15 protein-coding genes and 2 pseudogenes are annotated in these 26,731 nt (G+C 39.8%); 10 read left to right on the top strand and 7 right to left on the bottom strand.

What is annotated here, in order from left to right; genetic code table 11:
* Positions 1–15 precede the first annotated feature (15 nt).
* Entirely contained in the window at positions 16–132 is a 117-nt protein-coding gene (gene psbM, locus CLI64_RS15985) for a photosystem II reaction center protein PsbM (RefSeq protein ID WP_082803712.1), read from the top strand.
* Between the two features lie 93 nt (positions 133–225).
* On the opposite strand, the gene CLI64_RS15980 is transcribed toward psbM, so the two are convergent.
* Entirely contained in the window at positions 226–1,080 is an 855-nt protein-coding gene (locus tag CLI64_RS15980; RefSeq protein ID WP_103138136.1) for a universal stress protein, read from the bottom strand.
* A 788-nt stretch (positions 1,081–1,868) separates the two neighbouring features.
* Positions 1,869–2,525, bottom strand: a complete 657-nt coding sequence (locus tag CLI64_RS15975) for a CAP domain-containing protein (RefSeq protein ID WP_225977363.1) — start codon at positions 2,523–2,525, stop codon at positions 1,869–1,871.
* A gap of 359 nt (positions 2,526–2,884) precedes the next feature.
* On the opposite strand from CLI64_RS15975, the gene CLI64_RS15970 reads away from it, so the two are divergent.
* Positions 2,885–6,460 carry a response regulator gene (locus CLI64_RS15970; RefSeq protein ID WP_103138134.1) on the top strand — a complete coding sequence of 1,192 codons (3,576 nt, stop codon included), beginning with the start codon at positions 2,885–2,887 and terminating at the stop codon, positions 6,458–6,460.
* A 127-nt stretch (positions 6,461–6,587) separates the two neighbouring features.
* Here the strand turns inward: CLI64_RS15970 and CLI64_RS15965 are convergent, their stop codons facing one another.
* The 4 genes and pseudogenes from CLI64_RS15965 to CLI64_RS31595 all read right to left on the bottom strand — a co-directional run.
* The gene (locus CLI64_RS15965) at positions 6,588–12,419 is read right to left on the bottom strand and encodes an ATP-binding sensor histidine kinase (protein WP_103138133.1); all 5,832 of its coding nucleotides are present in this window, start codon (positions 12,417–12,419) and stop codon (positions 6,588–6,590) included.
* 114 nt (positions 12,420–12,533) lie between these two features.
* Positions 12,534–14,027, bottom strand: a complete 1,494-nt coding sequence (locus CLI64_RS15960) for an aldehyde dehydrogenase family protein (RefSeq protein WP_103138132.1) — start codon at positions 14,025–14,027, stop codon at positions 12,534–12,536.
* 211 nt (positions 14,028–14,238) lie between these two features.
* On the bottom strand, positions 14,239–20,307 hold the full coding sequence (locus CLI64_RS15955) for an AAA family ATPase (protein ID WP_103138131.1): 6,069 nt from the start codon (positions 20,305–20,307) through the stop codon (positions 14,239–14,241).
* Positions 20,302–20,621: pseudogene (locus tag CLI64_RS31595) on the bottom strand (IS701 family transposase); the annotation flags it as partial. The pseudogene CLI64_RS31595 and the gene CLI64_RS15955, both read right to left, overlap by 6 nt.
* A gap of 357 nt (positions 20,622–20,978) precedes the next feature.
* Between CLI64_RS31595 and CLI64_RS32185 the strand changes: the two are divergent.
* The 6 genes and pseudogenes from CLI64_RS32185 to CLI64_RS15925 all read left to right on the top strand — a co-directional run.
* Positions 20,979–21,104 (top strand): annotated as a pseudogene (locus tag CLI64_RS32185) (chlorophyll a/b binding light-harvesting protein); the annotation flags it as partial.
* A complete protein-coding gene (locus CLI64_RS15945; protein WP_103138130.1) occupies positions 21,082–21,279 on the top strand; it encodes a photosystem I reaction center subunit XI in 198 nt (65 codons plus the stop codon). The pseudogene CLI64_RS32185 and the gene CLI64_RS15945, both read left to right, overlap by 23 nt.
* Before the next feature lie 15 nt (positions 21,280–21,294).
* Positions 21,295–21,807 carry a flavodoxin FldA gene (fldA, locus tag CLI64_RS15940; RefSeq protein WP_103138129.1) on the top strand — a complete coding sequence of 171 codons (513 nt, stop codon included), beginning with the start codon at positions 21,295–21,297 and terminating at the stop codon, positions 21,805–21,807.
* Positions 21,808–21,904: 97 nt separating this feature from the next.
* Positions 21,905–22,654, top strand: a complete 750-nt coding sequence (locus tag CLI64_RS15935) for an alpha/beta fold hydrolase (protein ID WP_103138128.1) — start codon at positions 21,905–21,907, stop codon at positions 22,652–22,654.
* A gap of 152 nt (positions 22,655–22,806) precedes the next feature.
* Positions 22,807–23,208 (top strand): DNA sulfur modification protein DndE, encoded by a 402-nt coding sequence (gene dndE, locus CLI64_RS15930; RefSeq protein WP_103138127.1) that lies wholly within the window; start codon positions 22,807–22,809, stop codon positions 23,206–23,208.
* 28 nt (positions 23,209–23,236) lie between these two features.
* Positions 23,237–24,685 (top strand): DNA phosphorothioation-associated putative methyltransferase, encoded by a 1,449-nt coding sequence (locus CLI64_RS15925; protein ID WP_103138126.1) that lies wholly within the window; start codon positions 23,237–23,239, stop codon positions 24,683–24,685.
* 231 nt (positions 24,686–24,916) lie between these two features.
* Here CLI64_RS15925 and CLI64_RS31260 read toward each other — a convergent pair whose 3' ends face one another.
* Positions 24,917–25,072: a hypothetical protein gene (locus CLI64_RS31260; protein ID WP_192881547.1), complete on the bottom strand. Its 156-nt coding sequence runs from the start codon at positions 25,070–25,072 to the stop codon at positions 24,917–24,919.
* A 113-nt stretch (positions 25,073–25,185) separates the two neighbouring features.
* On the opposite strand from CLI64_RS31260, the gene CLI64_RS15920 reads away from it, so the two are divergent.
* Positions 25,186–25,968, top strand: coding sequence for an S-adenosyl-l-methionine hydroxide adenosyltransferase family protein (locus tag CLI64_RS15920; RefSeq protein ID WP_103138125.1), 783 nt, complete (start codon positions 25,186–25,188; stop codon positions 25,966–25,968).
* A gap of 17 nt (positions 25,969–25,985) precedes the next feature.
* Positions 25,986–26,633: a DUF2301 domain-containing membrane protein gene (locus tag CLI64_RS15915; protein ID WP_103138124.1), complete on the top strand. Its 648-nt coding sequence runs from the start codon at positions 25,986–25,988 to the stop codon at positions 26,631–26,633.
* Positions 26,634–26,731 lie beyond the last annotated feature (98 nt).

Genomic DNA, 26,731 nt, shown 5'->3' with positions numbered 1-26,731 from the left:
TGAGGCTTCTTTGCCATGCAAGTTAATGACCTGGGGTTCGTAGCGAGCATTCTGTTCGTCTTAGTTCCCTCTGTATTTTTAATAATTCTTTACATTCAAACTGCCAGCCGCGAAGGTAAAAAAGATACTTGATCATTTTTTGTTCCAAGTAAAAAACCCCTGTTGCCGAATGGTACAGGGGTTTTTATTGATGACAAATTAATTAACAGTCCTCAACCTCAAATTTTATGCGCCACTGGTACGCGCTAATAAGACAGGACAAGTAGCATTGACACGCACGTAGTCTGACAAGGAAGCACCGATGAGTCTATCGATATCGACAAAACTCTTGGCTACGGATGGACGGCGATCGGGCGAACCCAGTAATAGTAGGTCTACACTCAAATCTTCTGCGAGGCGACAAATTTCTTCTCCAGGTCTGCCACTACTGATATAGCAGCGAGTTGACACTCCGTATTTTTGCGCTTCTGCGACTGCTGCGGCTAAAATTGGATTCTTGTCGGGAGTAATTTCTGTGACTTCGGAAGTTTTACCACGCAAATCAGTAGTAACATTAGCTAAGATTAGTTGACTACCTTGAATACCCCGTAATAAGAATAAAGCCAAATTTAAGCAGTGTTTAGCTGCATCAGAGTTGTCCATTGCCACCATGATGCGCTTAATTCTTTTAACATAAATGTCATCCTTAACCAGCAACATGGGGCGAGAAGACAGTTGGAAAACATACTGACTCACCGAGTTTGATAAAATTGATTGCAGACGTTTGAGTCCCCGTGAACCCATAATGATTAAGTCAGCATCGATTTCATCAGCTACTTGACAAACCACATCTTTAGGATCACCTTGACGCAAAATAGAAGATACTTGGGAGGGATCTAAATTCAAGGTTTGAATAGCATTCGCGAGAATCTTACCGCCTTCTTCCCATTTATCTGTCATGGCGGCTGAAGTGCTTTGGGGAGGAACAACGTGCAGAACCGTCACTTTTGCATCTTTGATTGACGGTACTTCCTTTAAAGTTTTGAGCATTTCTTCAGCGTGTCCTAATCCAGAAACCGCTAGCAAAATTTTTTCTATCATTGTTACTTCTTGTTGTTAAGGTTGCTTGGTGTTGAATCTTTAGTAATTGATGCTGATGAGATTGTCACCATTTTGCTCAACAACCTAGTAATTAAGCTAGCAACAATCAACTGTTTATCATTAGCTGTTAATACTCTACTCAAGAGTAATTGACTCAAAAACTAACAATTTTTTAAGTTGATTTGCGACTTATTTACTTAACTTTTCCACTAGGTTTCAATCATTAAGCTTACTCTCAATGATGACCGATAAAATTCATAATTGGTTATGTTAGTTATTATTTTTAATCTATGTTCAATATTTTTAATTAGAAAAAAGTTAAGGTTTACTAAAATAGTTACTAATTGACAGATATATTGTAAAATTACCAAAATTTATTGCCAGGCTTCAATCTATATCCAGAAATACAGATATTTATTTGAATTCAATTATATAAACTATTATGATATTTTATAAATGGCGTATTTAATCAACGGTGAATTTTCCAGTATCAAGCTCTAAAAGAGAGAGAATTTGATAAATTTTTATATACTTAAATGAGAATCAAATATAAAATTTTGTAAAAAATTGGTCTTCTCAATGTACCAATCACAAATACACGATGTTTCTCAGTTTTGATCAAGGCTACACTGCAAATACACAAATGCCATATTTTTGTCATACATTCTTCACATCCATATCAGAAAATAGTAAAGACCTAATTAATCAAGAATGGTGAATAACAATGGCGGATAACTCCGCCTTTATTTTTGTCTTTTCAACTAAACTAGACCACTCAAGATATTCTCCTATTTCTCTTCATAACCACCAGCATACGTAATTACACACATAGTGCGATAAACTTTGTGAGTGCCATAGGCCACACCAGTTACTTTAAAATCAGGATTAAAAATATTGGTGCGATGACCTCGTGATGGGACTCCATCATCAATAATCAATTGCATGACAATATCTTGAGCAGTGCTAGGCCCGTAGCTGATATTTTCGGCGGCGGTGATTTGCCATCTGCCATAACGATTAATGCGTGACCCTGGTGTGCTACGATCGCTACCATTATGTCCAGTTAAGCCTTTAACACTTTGGTCTTTAACGTGATCCTTAGCCGCTAACGACATACCCTGAGATATAGTTAATTTTCCTACAGGGCGGGCTGATTTCAAAAAAGCGATCGCTTCATCAACAGCTTTGACTCCCTCGTTTGTCACCAGATACGTATTATTACCAATTTTTACCCGGTTGCCTTGGAAACGTTGACGATAATTTGTCATGATAGGAATATACGCCTGGGGATTTGTCCGCACTTTGTTCATTTCTTGAACTACTTGCTGTTCCAAAGGTGACATAAAATCATTCTTTGCCAACAGAACAGAATTAACTGTTGATACCGTGCTGACATTCGGTGCTGCTAGGGAGCTAGTAGAAAATACTAATACACTTCCTAGCATGAATATGCAAATTTTACTCAACATCTGATACACCACAAACTTTTATAATTGGTTATGAATTTCCGTAAGCAAAGGATTTTTCGTCAAAATTATCTCCATGCTTACAACCAAATTTGTAACTTTCATTACAATCAGATGTAAACAGTAAATACCAGTAGTTATTTTTTAGGTTATCGTACGTATCTTGTTCAGAAAAAGTTAGAATATTTTTGAGTGTAACTCTCTATCATGTATGATTTATATTCAGTCGCTTTTTACAGAAGTAGAAATATACAAATAAATCTCACTCCCGATCTGTCTAATTAATATTATCCATATCCGTTTAATTTAGTAACAAAAAACTAAAATCTCGAATAATAATGTTAAATCGTCTAAGAATTGGCTCAAAAATTGGTTCAGGGTTTACCTTAAGTATAGTAATATTGAGCGCGATCGGTTTCTTTTCTTACGGAAGTATCAAAGAATTAATAGGCTCATCTCGAAAAGAGAAACACACATATCAAGTATTAAGTAAAATAGAAGAACTGAGTAGCCAATTAACTAAGGCTGAAACTGGACAAAGAGGATACATTATTACCGGAGAACAGAGTTATTTAGAACCTTATTTAGCTTCTAATAAAGTCTTGCATCAAACAATTACAGAATTACAAGCAATCACTAAAGATAACCCTCAACAGCAACGCCTGATTGAGAGATTAAAGCCGTTAATCAATCAGAGAATGATTGTGATGCAAGAAGTGATTGACTTGCGACGAAAACAGGGGTTAGCAGCAGCTAGAGAAGCTATACTGACAAATAAAGGTCAGCGACTCATGCTAGAAATTTCTGACTTGGGTGAGCAGATGAAAAAAGAGGAACAGAGCCTGTTAGAATTGCGAACCAATCAAGCACAGTCTGCTGCTAACAGAACTCTGGATAGTATTGTCTATAGTATTCCTTTAATATCTCTAATTTTAGCTGCAATTGGATTTTGGTTAACTCGCCATATTTCCATCCCCCTACAGAAAATTTCTCAAGCCGCAGAAACGATGGCTGATGGAGATTTGTCAATCACTTTACCACATAGCGATCGCCTGGATGAAATTGGTGTCTTGACCCGCACTTTTAACCAAATGGTGGAGAATTTAAGAGTCTCCTATCAGCAAAATGCAGAACAGAATTGGCTCAAATCTAACCTAGCCGAATTTACCCAAACTCTCCAAGGACAACGCCATCGTGAAAGTGTAGCACAGTTGATTTTATCTAAGCTGGCTCCATTAGTTGGCGCGCAGCAAGGAGTCTTTTACATCATGGAAGAAATTGACCAAGAACCTACACTGAAACTGTTAAGTAGCTATGCGTATAATGAGCGTAAACATCTAGCTAATCAGTTTCGCTTAGGTGAGGGATTAGTAGGACAATGTGCTTTAGAAAAACAGAGAATTTTACTCACCGAAGTTCCTCCAGATTACATTCGGATTAGCTCAGGACTGGGGTCTATCAAACCACTGAATATTATTGTCTTACCAATAGTTTTTGAAAACAAAGTTAGTGCCGTTATCGAACTAGCTTCTTTAGAGTTATTTAACGAGTTAAAATTAAAATTTTTAGACCAATTCTCTGAAATAGTAGGCGTTTTTCTCAACAACATCAAGGCTAATCTACAAACTCAGATTTTATTAGATGAATCCGTAGCTTTAGCTAAAGAACTTAAGCAAAGTAATCAACTATTAGAGCAGCAAACACAAGAATTAGAAACATCAGAATTGCTCCTCAAACAGCAGCAAGAAGAATTGCAACAATCTAATGAAGAACTACAGCAACTCAATGAAGAATTAGAAGAAAAAGCCGAGTTGTTAGAAGTCCAAAACCAAGAAGTGGCTCGTAAGAATCAAGCAATTGAACAAGCAAGACAGTCTTTAGAAGAAAAAACTGAACAGTTAATTTTATCGTCTAAATACAAATCGCAGTTTCTAGCTAATATGTCCCATGAGTTACGCACACCACTCAATAGCTTATTAATTTTATCGAAGATTTTAGCAGATAACACTACAGGTAATTTAACTAGTAAACAAGTTGAATATAGTCAAACAATCAACTCGGCTGGCAATGATTTATTAGAATTAATTAATGATATTTTAGATATCGCTAAAATTGAATCTGGGACTTTATCTATTAATTTAGAAACTATCAAGTTTACTGATTTGCGTAGTTACTTAGAAAGAGCTTTTGCACAAATCGCCCATAACAAGGGATTAAACTTTAACATTCAATTAGATGAAAATTTACCCACGGCAATTTTCAGTGACCCTAAACGCTTGCAACAAATCCTCAAAAATCTTTTAGCTAACGCCTTTAAGTTTACCGAACAAGGTAGTGTCAATTTAACTGTGAGGATGGAGACAAACAATCTTGATCATCCCATGATTGCTTTTGCTGTCAGTGATACAGGGATTGGAATTCCTGTAGATAAACAACAGATTGTTTTTGAAGCGTTTCAACAAGCCGACGGTACAAATAGCCGGAAATACGGAGGAACAGGTTTAGGCTTATCTATTAGCCGTGAACTAGCGCAGATGTTAGGCGGTAGGTTAGAACTTGTCAGTCAACCAGGCCAGGGAAGTACCTTCACACTTTATTTACCCCAAGCCTATCCCCACCAAGAAGAAACACCCCCTCCAACCTTACCTCCCACCCCGATTGTACGAGAAACCCCTGTAGCTAAAATAGTTGATACCATCCCTAGTCAAATTCCCGACGATCGCCAAAATATTCAGCCAGGCGATCATGTATTGTTAATTGTGGAAGATGATGAAAAATTTGCGCGCATTTTACTAGACATGGCGCAGCAACAAGGCTTTAAAGTCATCGTAGCAGCACATAGTAAACAAGCTTTAGCCTTAGCCCAGCAATATCAGCCAGAAGCAATTACTTTAGATATTAATCTTCCAGATGTCGATGGCTGGACATTACTGGATAGACTAAAACACGACCCCCAAACCAGACATATCCCTGTTCATATCATGTCTGTAGACGACAGACAAAAACGGGGTCTACACCTAGGCGCAATTACTTACTTACAAAAACCTGTATCTGCGGAAGCACTAGATCAAGTATTTACCGAAATGAAAAGCTTTATTGCCAGAAAAGTCAAACATCTGTTAATCATAGAAGATGACCCTGTGCAAGCTCAAAGTATTATTGAACTCATTGGTAATAATGACGTACAAAGTACAGCCGTAGGGACAGGAACAGCCGCCTTAGCAATTTTGAAAACACAGCAATTTGACTGTATAGTTTTAGACTTGGGTTTGCCTGACATGACGGGTTTAGAACTGATTGAATACATCAAACAAGAACCCAACCTCCTCAAACTACCAATCATCGTCTACACCGGTAAAGAACTCTCCCGTCACGAAGAAACTCAACTCAGAAGACTAGCAGAAACCATTATTATCAAAAATGTGCGATCGCCAGAAAGGTTGTTAGATGAAACAGCCTTATTCTTACATCGCATCCAAGCCAACCTACCCCCAGCTAAACGCCAAATCTTAGAACAACTACAACAAACAGATACCGTCTTAGCTAACCGCAAAATTTTGATTATTGATGATGACTTACGGAATATTTTCGCCTTGACTAGCCTGTTAGAAAGCTATCAAATGGAAGTTTTATTTGCAGAAAACGGTCAAGATGGAATTGCCACCCTACAAGAAAATCCCAAAATAGATGCGGTCTTAATGGATGTCATGATGCCACAAATGGATGGTTATGAAACCACCCGTTGTATCCGCCAGCAACCACAATTTCGCACCCTCCCTATTATCGCTCTCACCGCCAAAGCCATGCCAGGCGATCGCGAAAAGTGCATTGAAGCCGGTGCTTCAGATTACATCACTAAACCCGTAGATACAGAACAATTGTTATCTTTGCTCAGGGTTTGGTTGTATAGGTGATATAGGAATCCGCTTTGATTCCTGAAATTATTTGCGTAGGGAGGGAACAGGGAACAGGGAACAGGAAAGAAAAAATCAAAGTGTACCTAGCTTCGCCAAAATCAAATAGGAATCCTCTAGTTAATAGTCAAGTTAATACTGGAATTTCTATCATAAATTCTGTACCTCCGCCTGATGTAGAGTTACAAATTAGCTTTCCTGCGTGAGTTTCTTCGACTATCTGTTTAGCGATAGCCAAACCTAATCCCGTCCCTTTACCAACTCCTTTAGTAGTAAATAAATGGTCAAAGATTTTTTGTTTAACTTCCTCATTCATCCCTTTACCGTTATCAGCAATTGAGATTTTGACATATTTATCTGCCATCAATGTGGTAATTTTAATGCGGTTGGGATGTGCCTGAATTTCTGCAAAACTCTTACCATGATTTGATTCGTCCAAAGCATCAATAGCATTGGCGAGAATATTCATAAATACCTGATTTAATTGCCCAGGAAAACATTCTATTTGGGGTAAATCTCCGTATTCAGTGATGACCTCTATCGCTGGACGTTCGTCATTAGCTTTCAGGCGATGTTTGAGAATTAAAATCGTACTGTCGATGCCTTCGTGAATATTAAACAGCACTTTGTAATCTTTATCTGCCCGTGAAAAAGTACGAAGACTAGTGCTGATGTTTTTTAATCTATCACAAGCCATGACCATTGCATCAAGCATCTTGGGTAAATCTTCTAAACTATAATCTAAATCAATTTCTTCAGCGTGTTCGATAATTGCTTCGCCTGGATGCTGTAGAGTTTCTTGATATAGTTTCAGGTGTTCAAAAATATCTGCAAGCACTGGTTTAGTTTGTTGTAGGGTAGCAGAAATAAAGCCCAGGGGATTATTCATTTCATGAGCAACCCCAGCAACTAAACTACCCAAAGCAGACATTTTTTCACTTTGGACAATTTGTAAATTTGCTTGTTGTAAATCGTGTAATGCTTTGGTTAATTCTTGAGATTTTTGTTGAATTTCGGCTTCTGCTTGCTTGCGTTGTGCAGCTTGCCGATAGGCATCGCTAATATCTTTAGTAAATACGAAATTGTATTCTTTATCTTTAAATTTTACATAGTTAACATTGACTTCAACTGGATAAATCTTGCCAGATTTATGTTTATGATAGCTTTCAGCAGTGAACGAACCTTGAGTGCGAATTGCTTCCCAATGCTCCGCCCATAATTCTTGAGGAAAAACCGGATTAATATCAGCAACATATTTACCAATTATCTCTTCTCGGCTATATCCCAGTCCCTTACACGCCGCATCGTTGACATAGAAAATCCGACCATCTGGCTCAATCCACCAGACAGAAATATTTGCCTGATCAATGGAAATTTGATTGAGCAACGCTTTTTCCATTGCTTGTTGCATTTGTTGGTAAAGTCGAGCATTGTCTAATGCTATGGCTGCTTGAGCAGCAAGTATCTGAATAACTTGGAGACGTTCTTCAGTAAATACTCCTGCTGCTGCACGACTTTCAAGATATAGTATGCCTATCAAATTACCTTGATTAATAATCGGTGTACACAAGACACTCTGGGGTTGATATCTCAACATATATTCTGCAATTAGCCCAGGAATATCTATTTGGCAATTATTTATCACAATTGTTTGTTGGGTGTTTTTGACATAATTAATGATTTTTCTAGGAATATCTTGACAATCGTCAAGTAATTGTGTGCAGATTGTTGTCTGTGGAGAATTTATTTCTGCATGAATTGAGGTAATGGCACGAATTTGTAAAACATCATCCTGATTGAGAATTAATACAGATTTATCAGCACCAGAGTTTTGAAGGATAATTTGCGTGAGGTTGGTAATTAACTCATCTAATTCGATATTGCTAGAAATAGTTTGAGCCGCTTTGAGTACGCTGGTAAAATCCAGAACATTGGAAATACTAGTGCTAGTAGTATCGTTTTGAGTCGATACAGATTTTAGAGGAAGGGTAAGGGAAATAATGGTTTCCCAAGGATTAAGATTGATCTCTTTTTGTTCGATGATCGGTTTGAGTAGCTGAGGATAGCGTTTTTCTAAATCCTCTACTTTCGCTTTTGCTCCCCATCGAGCATAACAGTAGTAGGCTTCTTGCATATAGCCTGCGGCAACTTTCTCTTTCTCCCATGCAAGGTAAAATTTTGCGGCTAGTTCGTTGGCTAAACCTTCTTCTTGAATATAGCCGTTGGCTTTGGCTTGAGAAATAGCTCGGTCGTAAAATTCTATTGCTGTGGCTTTATCACCTAAAACTCGATGTTTTTCTGCCTCCACTAAATAGAATCGATGCAACTGATTCATAGGTGCATAATTTGCCCACTGCTGCATGATTTGTTGATTTTCCGCTACCTGCTGTAAAATCTCCTGTTGTTGTGTGGGTAATGCTGTAGGAAATAAAGCGAGTTGCACTAAAGAATCATAAAAGTTGAGCAATGAGATGTTAGTCATTGCATATCCTAAACCAGAATATTGACATTGTTTAGCTTTAATCGCATATTCCACTGCCAAATCTAGGACTTGAAACAGATAACAAAGCATCAGTTTGTTGACACAAAAATGCCATAAACTATTAGGATCGCTAGCTTGCTCATTTAATACCAGCGTTGACTTCTCATCGTAGGCTGTACCAACTAATTCCCAAGGTGCAGCTGTTGCTTTGATTAAATTCAAGACTATTTGGTGATAAATATTGTGGTAATTTAGTGTCGCTTGTTTGTGAATTTTAGCTAAAGCTGCACTATAAATCGCCAATTCATTCGCTAGTGTAGTTAATTCTTGACCAGCGACATAAGCGTGGTAGCAATAAACAGATGCACCGTGACAGGCAAAAGCTAAGTCTCCAATCTCTAAACCTCTGGCATAGGCTTGCAGCATGGGCTTGAGGGTAGCGGCTAGAGGTTCTTTCCAATGGGTGATAAAACCATGAACAACTACTAGAACTCTCGCTTCATATTCATGGTTTGAAAACTTGGAAAGCAGTTGCAAGGCTAACTGACCAAATTCATAACCTTGGGGGATACTATTTGACTGACCACTAAGCATCAGTCCATACCCTGAATAGACAAAGGTACTAGCGGAGCTATTACCGTATTTGATGGATAGAAGCACTTCCTTCAGCACTAGCAAGCGGTGGAGTTGCGGTTTTGCTAAATAAGCTGGGGTGTCTACTTTAACTAAGACACGTAAGGCCGCACGTAATTCCGGCTGCTGCATTTCTGGTAAATCAGCTAACTCAGCTACTGTTTGATCACTGAGAAGAGCTTGAATTTCCTGTAAACCCAGAAAAAAATCTTCATCTGTTGGTTCTGGGGGAAACTCAATGCCAATGGGACGCAAAAATTGCATGGCTGTATCAATAGCTGCCAAGAACTGACTTTGGATTGTGGAGGATTCGATTTTGACTTCGTAGACTTTGACTGTATCAATAATTGCTGTGGCTTGTTGTAAAACTTCCTGAGCCAAGTTTTCCATTAAGTCTAGTTCGCCACTGAGATAACTGGCTTCGGTCGCTTCGTTATATAAGCTTAAGGTGAAATCATAGTCAGATTGCCAAGGGTTGGTGGGGAGTAAATCAATACTGATTTTTAGGTAAGCTAGTGCAGCATTATAGGCCGTTGAGGCTTTAGCTTTTTTGCCAGCAATCAAGTTTAATCGGGATAGTTGATGGCGTTCTTGTGATTCACGGAATTGTTCAATGCCAATATTTAATTGATTGGCGATCGCAAAAACCTGTGCCTCTATTTCTGCTTCTGGGGTATTTGACCACAGTAAACGACCGATTTTGACATGGGTTGTCTGTTTTTGGTCTTCTGGGATTAATGAGTAAGCGGCTTGTTGGACGCGATCGTGCAGGAATTTATAAATAAAAATTTCCCCATTGTCTTGATTCACACCTTGGTTTTCTGCACCCACAAAAAACTTATAAATCTCTGTCTGCGGCAAAATCAAGCCTGACTGCAAAGCATTCCATAAACAAGTTGCAGTTTCTACTATAGATTCTTGACTAACTAAAGCTAATGTTTTTAAATCAAATTCATTCCCAATACAAGCTGCTAGTTTTAAAATCTCTTGGGTGGCTGCTGGTAGCTTTTGCAATTGCTGTGCCATAAATTCCACCACATCATCTGTCAAAGCCGCGTCTCGCACTTGCACAATATCACACTGCCAATGTCCGGCACCCCAGTCAAAGGTAATTAACTGGTCTTGATGTAATGCTTTCAAAAACTGGGTAGCAAAGAAGGGATTACCCTGAGTTTTCTGCATGACCAGTTCTGTCAGTGGTTTGACTACAGATGTGGGAGCATGAAGGGTATCGGCAATCAGGTGATTGAGACTGTTAAAATTCAGGGGTTGCAGGGTCATGGTGTGGATTTTTGCCCCTGTTTTCTCCATCTCATTCAGAGTCAATATTAACGGGTGGGCGGCAAATACCTCATTATCCCGATACGCGCCTAACAGTAATAAACAGCCCGTTTGCGACTCAGACATTAACACCTGAATCAAATTCAATGAAGCTGAATCTGCCCATTGCAAATCATCCACAAACATCACCAACGGATGTGCGCGGATGCTAAAGACTTGAATAAACTTTTGAAACAACAAGTTAAAGCGATTTTGGGCTGCGGTTCCTGATAATTTTGGTGCTGGGGGTTGTGCGCCAATAATCTGTTCCAGTTCAGGAATCAGTTCTACAATCACTTGAGCATTTTCTCCCAGTGCTGCTAAAGTCTGAGTTTTCCAGTGTTGTAATTGGGTATCGCTTTCGGTCAATAATTGCCCCATTAAATCACGGAAGGCCTGCACAAAGGCAGAGAAAGGGATATTGCGATTAAACTGGTCGAATTTGCCCTTAATAAAATAGCCGCGTTGTTTAACAATGGGTTTATGTATTTCATTGACAACGGCTGTTTTCCCGATTCCAGAAAAACCAGCTACTAGCATCATTTCTGTTGTACCCTGGCTGACTCTATCAAAGGCTTCTAGTAGGGTTTTTACTTCTGTTTCTCTGCCATAGAGTTTATCAGGAATGATGAAGCGATCGCACACATCCCGACTAGCAATTGTAAAACTCTCAACTTTGCCAGTTGTTTGCAGTTGTGATAGGCATTGTTCTAAATCATATTTCAATCCCAATGCACTTTGATATCTATCTTCGGCATTTTTCGCCATTAACTTGCTGACAATGGCTGAGAATAAAGGTGGAATTTGTGGGTTAATTTTATCTACTAATGGTGCTGCTTTAGCAATATGACAATGCACTACTTCCATCGGCTCGTTAGCCGGAAAAGGTAACTCTCCCGTGAGTAACTCATAAAAAGTTACACCCAGGGAATAGAAGTCTGTGCGATAGTCAATTACCCGGTTCATTCTCCCTGTCTGTTCTGGAGAAATGTAAGCTAATGTTCCTTCCAAAACATTACTTTTAATTAGGTTTTGGGTTTCTCGTGGTAATAAAGATGCAATACTAAAGTCAATTAATTTAACTTCTTGAGTTTCCGGGTTAATTAATATATTGCTGGGTTTAATATCTTTATGAATAATGCGTTCTTGGTAGAGTAAATCTAAGATATTACATAGTGCGATCGCTATTTCTAAAAATTGCTGGAGAGATATTTGGGTTTCTCTAATTTGCCACTGTTTTAGAGAAATGCCCCCAAAATCTTCCAATATTAACACATAACCATTTTGGTATAGTTCCAAGCTATAAGTTTGGATAATTAGAGGTGAATTGAGATTCTTCGTGATTGTGTATTGGTTGCGAAATGATAAGAGTTCAGTGAAACTGGGATAAGGATTTTTCAAAGCTTTGATGACTACAGGTAATGAGTCAAGTTCTCTGTATCCCCGGTAAACTAATGTTCTTGCACCATTGTAAATTTCTTCAGTGATTTGATATCCAGGAATACCCATCAAAGTGCTAACCATACCTTCTCATGCTCAAAATCTCTGGATTTAGTATTCCCATATCTGGAACTAAAAAACTGAAGTTAGCGACATCACCTGTCACTACTTCAGTTCATATCATCAGTATGCAACCAACTAACGATTATCAATTTGAGCGCGTTGTAAACTGCCAGAAAAGTCAACATAAACACTTTTCCACTCAGTAAAAACATCTAAGGCAGTCGTTCCCGCTTCTCTGTGTCCGTTACCTGTTTGTTTGACACCACCAAAAGGTAAATGTACTTCTGCGCCAATGGTAGGGCCATTAATGTAAGTAATACCTGCTGCAATGTCGCGCATAGCAGTAAAGGCGCGGTTGATGTCGCGAGTATAGACTGAAGAAGAAAGACCATATTTGGTATCATTTAAAATGGCGATCGCTTCTTCAAAGGTACTCACCTCAATTAACGCCACCACAGGGCCAAATATCTCTTCTCGCGCCACCCGCATTTGAGGTGTGACATGATCTAAAACCGTCGGCTGAAAAAAGTAACCCGCTTTTAAATCACCCTCAGTAGCAATTTCCCCACCAATTAATATTTCTGCACCTTCCTCACGGGCAATTTTCATATAATCACTGACCCGTTGCAATTGTCTGTGGTTAATTATCGGGCCGATTTCTGTCTCTGGCTGATCACCAGCACCCAAACGTAACTTTTCGGCACGTTCACACAGCATACTCGTAAATTTTTCTTTGATATCGCGGTGTAAAATCAAACGACTAGTAGCCGTACAACGTTGTCCAGTTGTGCCGAATGCACCCCAAACAGCACCATCCAAAGCCAATTCTAAGTCTGCATCTTCCATGACAACTTGGGCATTTTTACCACCCATTTCTAAACAGACGCGTTTGTGAGTCCGTCCACAAGTTGCACCTACATAAGCACCTGTTTCCGAAGAACCGGTAAAGGACACTAAATCAATGTCTGGGTGTTCAACTAAAGCTTTTCCTACTTCTTCCCCCACCCCATGTAATAAGTTAATTACTCCTGGTGGTAAACCTGCGGCGGCGAAAATTTCTACTAATTTAGTTGCACAAGCCGGCGTATCTTCCGCCGGTTTGAGAATGACTGTATTTCCACATACTAAAGCCGGCATTGCTTTCCAACAGGGAATAGCTACAGGGAAATTCCACGGTGTAATTAAAGCACAAACCCCAATGGGCATTCTCACCGTCATAGCGAACTTATTGGGCATTTCCGAAGGTGTCGTTTGTCCAAACAGTCGCCTTCCTTCCCCAGCACTATAAAAAGCACAGTCAATCCCTTCTTGTACATCACCCCTAGCCTCAGTTAATGGTTTACCCATCTCCCGACTAATTAACTGTGCTAGTTCTTCCTTATGTTCAGCTAACAATTCTCCTACACGAAAGATGTATTCGGCTCTAGCTGGGGCGGGGACTTTTCGCCAACTTTGATAAGCTTCTCTAGCAGCAGCCACAGCTAAATCTACATCCTCCACTTGAGAACGGGGGAAAGTTGCGACAACTTCAGTTTTATTAGCAGGGTTATGACTAGCTAGGATATTTTCCTCGGTAGCACTCAACCACTGACCGTTAATATAATTTTGGCAATTTAGCGGATTTATCATAATCAAATTATTAGTTATTAGTTATTAGTCATTAGTCATTAGTCATTAGTCATTAGTTATTAGTTTTTCTCCCCTGCCCCCTGCACCCCTGCCTCCTTCCTCTTTCTGCTAGGTTATCGCCTAGTTGAAAAAATGGCAGGTATTCAGGTACTTGTAATTAAGAAACTTTACGAAGGTGACGATGCTCCGCCCCTTCTTTCCTCTACACCCCTCATACAGACGTGGGTAAGTAAATTGCAAAACAACTACCTACCCCTAGTTGACTAGTTAACGTCACTTCACCTCCGTGTAGTTCAACGATGCGTTTAACGAGAGCTAATCCTAATCCTGTACCCTCATAGTTGCGATTGAGGCTGCTATCAATTTGAATGAATGGTTCAAATACTTTCTGGAAATTTTCGGGAGCGATACCAATCCCTGTGTCAGTGATGGCAATTTGGAGATAATTTTGCCGCTCGTTGGCACTGGGGAAAATAACTTCTAGGGTAATAGAACCACCCTTTGGAGTAAATTTGACGGCATTATTCAGTAAATTAATTAGTACCTGGCAAATGCGTCGTTCGTCTATGTACAATTGGGGCAAATCAATCGGTAATTTACTTTCTATCTGAATTGATTTTTTTGCAGCTTGGGGTCTGATAAATTCGAGACTTTGTTGGCATAAAGGTATAACTGCGGTATTTGCACAGTTAAGTTGAATTTGCCCTGATGCAATTTTCGAGAGATCGAGAATTTCGTTAATTAGTTCGAGTAAATGATTACCACTATGCTCGATAGTGTTTAAGGCTCGCAGTTGTTTTTCGTTAACTTCCCCAAATATTTCATCTTGCAATCCCTCGGTCATACCTAAAATTGCATTTAGGGGGGTACGTAATTCGTGACTCATGGTAGCTAAAAATTCGTCCTTGAGGCGGGTGGCACGAATGAGTTCTGCATTGGTTTTTTCGAGTTGTTCTTCGTGTTTTTTGCGATCGCTGATATCTCGAATGATACCCTGGTGTCGAATCACATGACCTTCAGCATCATAAATCGGGGTAGCGTTGACTGTCACCCACAAATAACTACCGTCTTGACACAAATGGCGAAATTCTTGATTGAGAATTTTTCCACCTTTCTCAATTAGATGTCTAATCGATACTAAAATTCCTTCTAAGTCATCGGGATGAATCAAATCTAAGAAGCATTTTCCCACATAGTCAGCAGGGTTTAAGCCAAACATGGTCTGGAATTGCGGGGAGAGATAAATCAATATGCCGTTTGTTTCTGCTGACCAAATTACGTCGGTGACTCCTTCTACCAAGCCCCGGAATTTGGCTTCACTTTCTGCTAAGGCGATTTCTGCTTGTTGGCGTTCATGACGTGCAGCTTGCTGTTCGCTGATATCGATCACAACACCGTCCGACATTATTAATTCGTCTGGGTAGATTTTAGGTTGGGCAACTACTTGAATCCATTTTATCTTACCTGTGTGCGAGATAATACGGAATTGTTCTCGAAAAAGGCTGAGATTCTTGATAGATTGCTCGATGGCTTGCTGAATTCTGGGGCGATCATCAGGATGTTCAAAGTCGCTTAACAGATATTCTCCTGTCATTACAGCTTCAGGACTGACACCATAAAGAGCATAGCAACCAGAACTTACATAGGGGGTGAATCTCGATCCATCCTTGAGGTTAATACCAGCCCTAAAAATAACTCCTGGTATGTTTTGCGCCAGAGTTTGGAAGCGGGATTCACTCTCACGTAGTTCTTGCAGCGATCGCTCCAACTGTTGGGCATAGGATTGGGATTGCTCATACAACCTAGCATTGACAAGGGAAATGGCTGCTTGGGAACAGAGCAATTTCAGTAATTCCACTCGCTCATCGGTAAAAGCTCCAGAGGTGATGGCATTTTCTAAATACAGAACACCTAGCAACTGCCCTTGATTGAGAATTGGTGTACACAATAAACTCTTGGGTTGGTAATGAAGACAATAGGGGTCATTAATGGTGCTGACATGGTTTTTACCGTCGGTAATCACTGTTTGTAGGGTGCGTTCAACATAATGAATGAGCGCGTGGGGAATCTGTTGGCACTGATCTATAGGTTTGCGTTCCAGAGATTGCACAGCATGATCAAAATACTTAATCCCTAATTGCAAAGTGCCTTCATAGTTGAGGAACAGGGCAGCTTTGTCAGCACCAGCATTAGTCATCACAAGTTGGATGAGATTCTGTAGTAGTCGATCAAGTTGGATTTCGCTAGAGAGGGTTTGATAGGCTTTAAGAACTGTATTTAAGTCCAGTGTGGCAGAAACTTTGTTAGCAGATATGGATGATTTAGTTGATAGTGATTCACCAATCGCAGATTTTGTCAAGTAAAAAATTGGTGTCAGTAAATGGGGATAGTTTTTTGCCAAATCATCTGTTTTGGCTTTGGCACCCCACCGAGCATAGCAGTAGTAAGCTTCTTGCATATATCCGGCGGCAACTTTTTCTTTGCCCCAGTCAAGGAAACATTTAGCAGCCAATTCATTAGCTAAGGCTTGATCTTGAGGGAATTTGTTTGCTTGAGCCAGGGAAATGGCGCGATCATAAGCTTCTATGGCATCGGTTGTATTTCCCAATACCCGACACCGTTCTGCTTCCACCAGTTGCCAACGATGCTGATGGTTGCTGGGAGCTAATGTTGCCCAATACTGCAATTGGTTTTGATATTGTTGAACTTTTAACAGGATGTTTTGTTGTTCTGGGAAAGATGCAGTGGCATACTGGGTTAACTGAATTAAGGCATCCAAGAATGAGTAGATAGGAATTAAAAAAGTAGCGATCGCCCCATCTAAATGTTGAGCAGCTTGAGCAGACATTTGGCTGGCTGCTGCATATTTGCCAAACAGATAATAGAGAAAGCATTGATTCAGATGCCAAATCCACAATGCAGTCCGTTGATTGCTTGCTTGCATCTGTGGGATGTGTATTTCTTGATTAAACACTGTTCCCGTTAACTGATCAGGAACTCCTTCTTCCTTCTGTCCCAGTAAATTCAAGACAGCTTGTTGCTGAATGTCGTGTTCAAGGCGAGAAGTGCTGTGTTTATAATTTTTAATAGTTGGGTAATAGATATTGATCATCTGATTCAGTTCGGTTAATTCCTGTCCTAGATAAAAACCGTAGCCACAGGATATCGCCGCACTTAAGCAAGCAACCTCAATATCGCCAGTTTCTAGCGCACTACGGTAGGTTTCGTGCAAACCGAGAACAGTTTCTGATAGTGGGATTTTCCAATGTTTGATAAAAGCATAAACTATATACAAGGTTCGGGGTTTGAAGGATTTCAGTTGCAATCGTTCTCGCAGGCTTAATGCCAATTCCCCAAATTCATAACCATTTTCAATGTCGCCCATCAGACCAGATAAAATTACCCCATAGTCACCATAAGCAAATACAGAAACGGGACTATTGCCTGATTGGATGGATAATTCAACTTGTTTAAAAATCAGCAATGGCATGAAGCTAGAACCTGACATATAGGCGGCAGATACTAAAACTGTCAGTATTTCCATTGCTGCCAACAGTTGGGGGTCGCTCATCGGGGGCAAATCTAGTAAGCTGAGGGGGTGTTGATCTGCCCACAGCGATCGCGTCACACAAAAGGCTTGTTCTATATCTTCCTGAGTGGGTTGTGCTGGAAATTCAATGCCCAAGGAACGTAATAAGCTTAATCCCATTTGTATGGACTCTAACAACTTTCCCTGAGCTTTAGCTCCCATAATTCGGGTTTGTTGAACTTTAATGGTGTCTAGCAAGGCGTTGCTATTTTGTAATACGATATTTGCCCACCGTTCCATTTGCTCAAAATCAGTGTGCAGATAACAGGCTTCCGTAATTTCTTCATGCAGTACCAGAGTCAGGGGATAATGGCTTTGCCAAGCAGTGGCAGGTAAAAGCTGAATTCCTGTTACTAGATAGTTGATTGCCACACCATAGGCAGTAGCAGTTTTAGCTTTGCGTCCAGCAGCTAGATTTAACTGTGCCAAGCTTTCCCGTTCCGATGGCTCTATGATCAAGGTACTGCCGATATTCAAATGATTGACTATCTCAAAAAGTCGTTCTTCTCGTCCACTGACGGTAGAATTATGTAGTAATAGTTGACCTATTTGTAGATGGGTGACTTGCTTGCGATCGTCAGTAATTAAGGAATAGGCAGCTTGCTGTACTCGGTCATGTAAAAATTTGTATGACACTGAATGGGAATTGTCTAATGTACATACAAAATTTTCTTGCTCAATATAAAATTTATAAACTTCATTAACTGGTAAAATCAATCCCGCTTGTAACGCCTGCCATAAATCACTAGATGCCTCAATTGGGGATATTTGGGCAACAATCGCCAAAGTATCTAAATCAAAAGCATTGCCAATACAAGCAGCTAACTGTAGCAGATGTTGAGTTGAGGGCGATAGTTTTTGTAGTTGTTGACTCATAAAAGTCACAACATCATCTGTTACCGCTTGAGTTGTTACCTGTGCAATGTCACATTGCCAACAACCTAACTCAAAGTTAAATTGAATTAATTCATCTTGATGTAATGCTTTGAGAAATTGGATAGCAAAAAATGGATTACCTTGGGTTTTTTGAAATACCAATTTAGAAAGAGGAGATGCCGAGAATTCTGAGCATTTGAGTGTATCAGCAACTAATTGATTGATTTGTATGTAATTGAGTGGTGCTAATGTAATCATATTAATCGTTGCCGAAGTTTTTTTTAGCTCACTCAACGTCAACATTAATCGATGCCCTGGATTGACTTCGTGATCACGATACGCCCCAATTAATAACAGATAAACTGTGTCAGTAATTAATAGCTGAATTAATTTTAATGATGCGGAATCTGCCCATTGTAAATCATCTAAAAATATTACTAAAGGATGTTCAGCACTAGTAAAAACTTGAGTAAATTTTTGGAATAATAAATTAAAGCGATTTTCGGCTGCTGCTCCTGATAATTCTATAGCTGGTGGTTGCTTACCAATAATCCTTTCTAATTCTGGTATAACCTCAATAATGACTTGGCCATTATTGCCCAAGGCTGTTAATATTTTTTGCTTCCAGTTCAGGATTCTCGCATTACTTTCTGTTAATAATTGCCTAATTAAATCACGGAAAGCTTGCACGAATGCTGACAAGGGAAGATTACGATTCAGTTGGTCATATTTGCCTTGAATAAAATAACCCCTTTGTCGTACAATCGGCTTATGTACCTCATTCACTACCGCAGTTTTACCAACCCCAGAAAAACCTGCGACTAGCGTGATTTCAGTCGCTCCTTGACTGACGCTCTCAAAGGCTGTCAGTAGGGTTTTTACGTCAGTTTCTCGTCCATACAATTGATCAGGAATCAGAAAGCGATCGCACACATCCCTCTGTGCAATGGTAAAACTTTCAACTCTACCTGTTTCTTGCAGTTGCACCCAGCATTTTTCTAAATCATACTTGAGTCCCAAGGCACTTTGATAGCGATCTTCGGCATTTTTTGCCATCAACTTGTTGACTATTTCTACAATGACATCTGGAATTGCTGGATTAATCGCATTTACTAATGGTGCTGCTTTGGCAATATGACAATGTATCAATTCCATCGCATCTGGGGAATGAAATGGTAGTTTTCCTGTCAATAGTTCATAAAAAGTTACACCTAAAGAATACAAATCTGTGCGATAATCAAGTCCTCGATTCATTCTCCCCGTTTGTTCAGGAGAAATGTAAGCCAATGTTCCTTCTAAAACTTCAGGATTGACTAACGTTTGTGTTTCTCTGGGTAATAAAGATGCAATACTGAAATCAATTAATTTAACTTGTTTGGTTTCTGGATTAATTAGAATATTACTAGATTTAATATCTTTATGAATAATTTTCTGATGATAAAGAAAATTCAAAGTATCACATAAAGATATAGCAACTTCTAAAAAATCTCTCAAATTGATTTGGTTTCCTCTTTGTCTACGCCACTCTGACAGAGAAATACCTCCAAAATCTTCCATGATTAATACATAACGATGCTGATAAGCTACAAGACTGTAAGTTTGAATGATTCCAGGGAATTGAATATTTTTGGTAATGGTATATTGATTACGAAAGTTGACTAGTTTGCTAAACCTGGGATAAGGATTTTTCAGCAGTTTAATTACTACTGGTAATGAATCATTGTCTCGATATCCGCGATAAACGATGGTTCTGTAACCTTCATAAATGATATCGCTAACTTGATAGCCAGGAAGACTGAATTGAGAGCTAACCATAAGTAGACAAATTCCACATACTTGTTTGATGGCTTTATGAAAACTTTCAATTCCCTAATGAGCATCATGAATCATCGTGGACAAATCACTTCTAGTGATTTGATTGAGTGTATCTTTATCTGATAGATATAATATTACATACTTACTAAAGTCTTCTGTTTTGAAGTCTTTCTTAAAGAAGTTAATAAATCCTCTCTTCATAGCAAATGCGTTCTCAATTCTTCATCGGGAATTTCCCAGCTACTCACCTGGGAATACTTTGCTGGTTCATTTGATATAGTCCTATTTTTCTCAATCCCCAATAGAAAACCCAATTAGCTACAGAGTCAATCAATTTTAGATTTTAGATTTTAGATTGACTGCACACATAAAAGGGATGCAGCTTGGGGATTTTGGATTAGCGTTTCGACTCAACAGTAATTTATTGATAAAATCTAGCAGCCTAGTTTGCAGTAGCTTAAATGACAGCATAAAAATATTTTTCCCAATTTCCGCCTTAAACCCCTGGTTTAGACAGTCTATCGATAGCATAACTTTTACTGTAGGAAAATTTATTTGAAATAATTGCGAGATTTTTGCAATAAATCTGGTAGGATATTTTCAAAGCTTATTGCAATATATAGTCAATAAGTTCAAGGGCTAACTTTAGATAAATTTCAGGACATCACACAATGACAAGCATGGCTGTGCATAACCTGGAGTCTGTCCCCTGGTGTTCGGGGAATGCTCGGTTAACTAATCTTTCAGGACGACTGTTAGGGGCGCACGTTGCCCATGCAGAGACTATCCGTTTGTTCGTGGCTATATGGCAGAGCTTGGTTTTCCCAGAAAAAAGCCCCCCAAGGAGAACTCCTAGAAAATCTGCAAACCCCTAAGTCTGGGAGTGAATTTAATGCAGGTTGGCTAGTCGGTGGCTGTGGGGGAGCATTGTTTGCTGATTTGTTGTTAACCAACAGTAGTTTGTTCTGTTAAATATCAGGTGTGAAAATGGCGAAAAAAATCGGTTTATTCTACGGGACTCAAACTGGTAAAACTGAATCTGTAGCCGAAATTATTCGGGATCAGTTTGGTGGTGATTTAGTGGAACTGCATGATATTTCTCAAGCTGACACTGAAGATTTTTCGGAATATCAATATATTATTGTGGGCTGTCCGACTTGGAATATTGGCGAACTCCAAAGCGATTGGGAAGGCTTTTTTCCAGAACTGGATGATATAGATTTCAATGGTAAGATGGTTGCCTATTTTGGTACTGGCGACCAGATAGGGTATGCAGATAATTTCCAAGATGCAATAGGCATACTAGAAGAAAAGATTTCCCAACGCGGTGGTAAAACAGTGGGTTATTGGTCAGCCGATGGTTACGATTTTAATGACTCTAAAGCTTTAAGAAATGGTAAATTTGTGGGTCTGGCAATTGATGAAGATAATCAATCTGATTTAACAGACGATCGCATTAAAACCTGGGTGGCTCAGGTAAAACAAGAATTTGGTTTGTAAGCTTGCATAGTTTGATGCTCAAACTTCACAAATACAGGTTATCTATCTGTATTTGTGATTCTCTCGAAAATTACTGCTGCAAAATATTAGGGTATTTATGTCAGATGATCTTGATGTGCTTTGGGTGAGTTCTAGTCCTGCGTTGCAACGTTTCGATAAACCATTGTTGCAATATTTATCACAATATATGAACGTGGCTCAGTGGGAATATCGTCATGGTAAAGATGAAGCTGCTTCTATAGATGAAGCTGTAGATTTATTGGCTGAGTTTTTATCTGATTTTTCTTATCCCCTACACTTAGCTGGTCATGGTGCGGGTGGTGCGATCGCTCTCACTTTTGCACGCCGCTATCCCGAAAACGTGCGATCGCTTACCCTCTTAGCGGTCAGTTCTCAACCCGCAAATACTTGGCACGTCCACTATTATCTACAACGACAAGTATTTACGATGAGTCGGGAACAAGTCTTGGCTACTAGTGTTCGTCATCTCTTCGGTGAACAACCCCACAATACTACTAAAAAGTTAATGGCAGTTTTAGATAGAGATTTAGACCAATCCCCCCTAGCACATTCTCTCTTCAAGTTAACTGAATTACCGCAAGGTGGGGTTTCTCTACCGATGATGGTCTGCGGGAGTAAGAATGATCCTATTGTTAATTTACCTACATTAGAAGGTTGGTTAAAAGTTTTGAAACCAGAAGATTATCTTTGGGAATGCCCCAAAGGTTATCATTTTTTTCACTACTTTTATCCTCAACAAGTCGGCGGACAAATGTTAAGCTTCTGGCAGCCATATCACCTCAATTCAATAGTAAATCCTCAACTAATTTCGCGAAATATAGTTTAGGGGGCATTTTTACTAGTTTTGCAGGCTTTGGTGAGTGGTTCGGTGGAGAGGATGGAACGCAAAGGGGCGCAAAATGAGGCGCAGAGGTACGCGAAGAATTTTTATGAGGTGTGGGAATATATAGGGGATGAGTAGGAAGATTGAGTACGATGATGGAATCCCCTATTGAGAGGATTAGGCTTTCGCAAACGGCTAAGGAACAACTGCTGAAGTTGAAGCGTAATACTAAGATTGAACAGTGGAATATTCTTTGTCGTTGGGCTTTTTGTCGTTCTCTGGCGGAAGTAACTCCACCTTCTCCCGTTCCCATTCCCCAAGATAGTAATGTGGAAATGACTTGGCGTGTTTTTGGTGGGGATATGGCGGATATTCTGTTGCTGGCTCTCAAGCAACGCTGTCATAATGATGGTTATCCGACTGATAAAGAGACTTTAGCTACTCAATTCCGCCTGCATTTACATCGTGGCATTGGTTACTTGGCGGGTGACACAAATATCAAGAAAATTGAAGATTTAATTGCATTGGCGATCGCTCAGAGAAAAGATATTAATTAACAGTAATTGATCACTGTTGGTTAGTATTATGCCTGAAACGGTAGAAATTGAGCGTCATCGAGCTGCGATCGCGCGCACGGAAATCTCTCGTCCTGTACGATTGGCTATAGAATGGGCAATTCTTAACCAAGACACCAGTTTTTTTGACTACGGTTGTGGTTATGGTGGGGATGTCCAACGTGTAGCTAATCTTGGTTATCACAGTTCAGGTTGGGATCCTTACTACTACCCCGATGAACCAATTAATGCCGCCGATGTGGTGAATTTGGGTTACATTCTGAATGTGATTGAAGATATCGCTGAACGTCGTCAAAGTCTCATCCAGGCGTGGGAACTCACCCGTAAAGTTTTGATTGTGGCGGCGCAAGTCTTGATTAATGCTCCTAGTAAGGCACAATTAGCTTACAGTGATGGTATTGTCACCAGTCGGAATACATTTCAGAAGTATTACGAACAAGAAGAACTGAAAAAATATATTGATGAGGTTTTAAATGTAGACGCTGTTCCTGTGGCTTTGGGTGTCTACTTTGTCTTTCGGGATGAAGCTGAAAAGGAAAGTTTTAAGGCTATTCGCTTCTTTTCTCGCACCTCTACACCACGCATCCGCATTCCTGTGAAGCGGTTTGAAGATTATCAAGAACAACTGCAACCTTTAATGGAGTTTTTCACTAAACGGGGAAGACTACCAGTCAAAGGTGAGTTAGCCACAGAACAGGAATTACTCACAGAATTTGGCAATTTCCGCCGCGCCTTTAATGTGATTTTACAAGCTACCGATGAAGCAGAATGGGATGCGATCGCCTATCGTCGGTCTTTAGATATTCAAGTCTACCTCGCCCTGACCCATTTTGATCAACGCCCTAAATTCTCCCAGTTAGCACCCGAAATGCGCCATGACATCAAAGCATTTTTCGGCAGTTATGAGGAAGCTTGTGAAGTGGCTGATCAAAAATTATTTAGTCTCGGTAAACCAGGAATTGTCAAAACCGCCTGCGATAAAAGTAAAATTGGCAAACACACACGCGGCGCGCTTTACGTCCATGTTACTGCTTTAGCTGCCCTTGACCCGTTATTACGCATTTATGAAGGCTGTGCCAGTCGTACCATTGGGCGTGTCGATGGAGCTACTTTAATCAAATATTACATTGACCAACCGCAAATATCCTATCTTTTTTATCCAGAATTCGACACAGACCCCCACCCAGCCCTAGCAGCGAGTATTAATATTGACTTAAAAACTCTACACATTACCCATCGAGATTACAGTAACAGAGAAAATCCCCCTGTTCTACACCGCAAAGAAACCTTTGTTACACCCAGTTATCATCTCCACGAACAATTTGCCCAACTCACCAAGCAGGAAGAAGAATTAGGACTTCTGCAACAAAAAACTGAGATTGGTACGCGAGAAGGTTGGCATAAATGCCTAGCTGCACATGGTGTAGAAATTAGAGATCATCAAGTCTATCGTTTGTAGGATTGGGGAATTGTTCATTAGGGGTGTAAGGGTGTAAGGGTTTAAGGGTGTAGGGGTTGAAAGTGTTGGGTGGAGATTGAAACCCCGCCCAACGCAGTTGCTCCTTCTTCCTCCTACACCCCCAGACCCCTACACCCCTACACCCGCCCCAACGGGGCTTGGTAAAAAATAAAAAACCCGCGCTTTGGCGGGGTTACACACAACAACACTATGAACAATGAAATCTTGACGTTAGCTAAAGTGCTTCAGCTCTACTTCTAATTGGCGAATTAGTCTTTGATCACCACGGGCTTTAGCTACTTCTAATCGATGCTCGATGTTTTTTTGAATATTTCGTTTGTGTACTTCTTTAGCAGCATTGACTGCTCGAAGTCTATTTTGGCTCATAATGTCTAACCTCGATAATCTTCTTCTTTATATCTGGTGTTCCTAACATAGCATAAATTTCGTAGTCTTTGTTACAGAATTTTTGAATGTAATATAGTTTTAACTTACTTCGTATGTCGTCACTTGTGACCTTATTAAGCGATTTTGGCGATCGCGATGTCTATGTAGCGGTAATGAAAGGGGTAATTGCTCAAATTAACCCGCAATTGCGGACTGTAGACTTAATACACCATATTCCAGCCCAAAATATTGCTGTAGCTAGATTTTGCTTAATGAATGCCTGTCCTTATTTCCCGCCAGGAACAGTACACCTAGCTGTGGTAGATCCAGGGGTGGGTAGTCAAAGAAGGGCGATCGCTGTAGAATTTGCTGGTGGTTTTTTGGTAGGGCCTGATAATGGCATCTTTAGCGGTGTATTAGCCGAAAGTCCCGCTATTGCAGCAGTTGAGTTGACTAACCCCAAATATTGGCGAACTCCCCAACCTAGCAAGACTTTTCACGGTAGAGATATTTTCGCACCTGTGGCGGCTCATCTTGCTAGTGGTGTGGCGTTACAACAATTAGGCAGAGAAATTGATCTAGCGAGCTTAATAAAATTAAATATCCAGCAATGTAACGTAACAAATACTGGTGTACGGGGTTGCATTCAATATATAGATCATTTTGGTAATTTAGTAAGTAATATTCCAGAAAGTTGTGTGCAGTCTCAAAAATGGTGTGTGCAGATTTCAGGGGTGCGAATTCCAGGGGGTGAAACCTACACTGATGTAGCATTAGGAGAGGCTATTGCTTTAGTGGGAAGTCACGGTTGGGTAGAAATTGCCATCAATGGGGGTAATGCAAATTTGCAGATGGGAATCAATGTGTCTGACGAATTGGAAGTGCTATTTTTGTGAACAGGGAATAGGGAACAGTGAATACACAAACAATATCTCAAGCGGAAGTTTATCAAGGACAGTTTGGGGAATTTACAATTACTCAAAGCGATCGCACTGGAGTAATTATCTATCGCACTGGGTTAATGGTAGCGGCGTTGAGTTTTGCGATCGCTACTGGGTTAGTATTATTTAGCAATCAACTCGGCGTTATTCCAGTCATCACCCCGCTATACACTTGTTTTAGTCTGGCTTTGGGTGTGAGCTTATTAACAATACACATTTACATGGCATTTCTGCACAGAGTGTTGCAAGCATTTTGGCTGATTGGGATTATTTCTTCCTTTGTCATTGGACATTTTGATAGTCAGCCTTTTGCCATGACTGTTTACAATCAACCACTAACTTTATTTGGTGTTGGATTTACTTTTGCAGCTTTAACAGGAATTTATTTTAAAGAGGCCTTTTGCTTTCATCGTCTGGAAACTAAATTTTTAACTGCGATTGTACCAACACTATTACTAGGTCATTTACTCGGTATTTTACCTATCCAAATAGAGCAATTTCTCTTAGGAGCCTGGGCAATTTTATTTCTAGTATTTGCTATACGTAAAGCCTTGCAAGCCATTCCTCCTGATATTGGAGATAAATCTGTATTTGTTTATTTAAAATCAAAAAAAACGTGATGTACCTTTTCCCTACAAGCATAGAGATTTTGATTCTTGCTCCCCTTCCCTTGTAGGGAAGGGGTTGGGGGTTAGGTTTCCAAAAAATTACAAACACC

This window comes from Nostoc sp. CENA543 (genome assembly GCF_002896875.1).
Taxonomy (GTDB): domain Bacteria; phylum Cyanobacteriota; class Cyanobacteriia; order Cyanobacteriales; family Nostocaceae; genus Trichormus.
This window is presented reverse-complemented; position numbering and strand designations above follow the sequence as displayed.

What these genes read in the sequence shown, in the direction of transcription:
- psbM (WP_082803712.1), top strand. Translation starts at nt 16, where the DNA reads ATGCAAGTTAATGACCTGGGGTTCGTAGCGAGCATTCTGTTCGTCTTA.
- CLI64_RS15980 (WP_103138136.1), bottom strand. Translation starts at nt 1,080, where the DNA reads ATGATAGAAAAAATTTTGCTAGCGGTTTCTGGATTAGGACACGCTGAA.
- CLI64_RS15975 (WP_225977363.1), bottom strand. Translation starts at nt 2,525, where the DNA reads ATGCTAGGAAGTGTATTAGTATTTTCTACTAGCTCCCTAGCAGCACCG.
- CLI64_RS15970 (WP_103138134.1), top strand. Translation starts at nt 2,885, where the DNA reads ATGTTAAATCGTCTAAGAATTGGCTCAAAAATTGGTTCAGGGTTTACC.
- CLI64_RS15965 (WP_103138133.1), bottom strand. Translation starts at nt 12,419, where the DNA reads ATGGTTAGCACTTTGATGGGTATTCCTGGATATCAAATCACTGAAGAA.
- CLI64_RS15960 (WP_103138132.1), bottom strand. Translation starts at nt 14,027, where the DNA reads ATGATAAATCCGCTAAATTGCCAAAATTATATTAACGGTCAGTGGTTG.
- CLI64_RS15955 (WP_103138131.1), bottom strand. Translation starts at nt 20,307, where the DNA reads ATGGTTAGCTCTCAATTCAGTCTTCCTGGCTATCAAGTTAGCGATATC.
- CLI64_RS15945 (WP_103138130.1), top strand. Translation starts at nt 21,082, where the DNA reads ATGCAGAGACTATCCGTTTGTTCGTGGCTATATGGCAGAGCTTGGTTT.
- fldA (WP_103138129.1), top strand. Translation starts at nt 21,295, where the DNA reads ATGGCGAAAAAAATCGGTTTATTCTACGGGACTCAAACTGGTAAAACT.
- CLI64_RS15935 (WP_103138128.1), top strand. Translation starts at nt 21,905, where the DNA reads ATGTCAGATGATCTTGATGTGCTTTGGGTGAGTTCTAGTCCTGCGTTG.
- dndE (WP_103138127.1), top strand. Translation starts at nt 22,807, where the DNA reads ATGGAATCCCCTATTGAGAGGATTAGGCTTTCGCAAACGGCTAAGGAA.
- CLI64_RS15925 (WP_103138126.1), top strand. Translation starts at nt 23,237, where the DNA reads ATGCCTGAAACGGTAGAAATTGAGCGTCATCGAGCTGCGATCGCGCGC.
- CLI64_RS31260 (WP_192881547.1), bottom strand. Translation starts at nt 25,072, where the DNA reads ATGAGCCAAAATAGACTTCGAGCAGTCAATGCTGCTAAAGAAGTACAC.
- CLI64_RS15920 (WP_103138125.1), top strand. Translation starts at nt 25,186, where the DNA reads ATGTCGTCACTTGTGACCTTATTAAGCGATTTTGGCGATCGCGATGTC.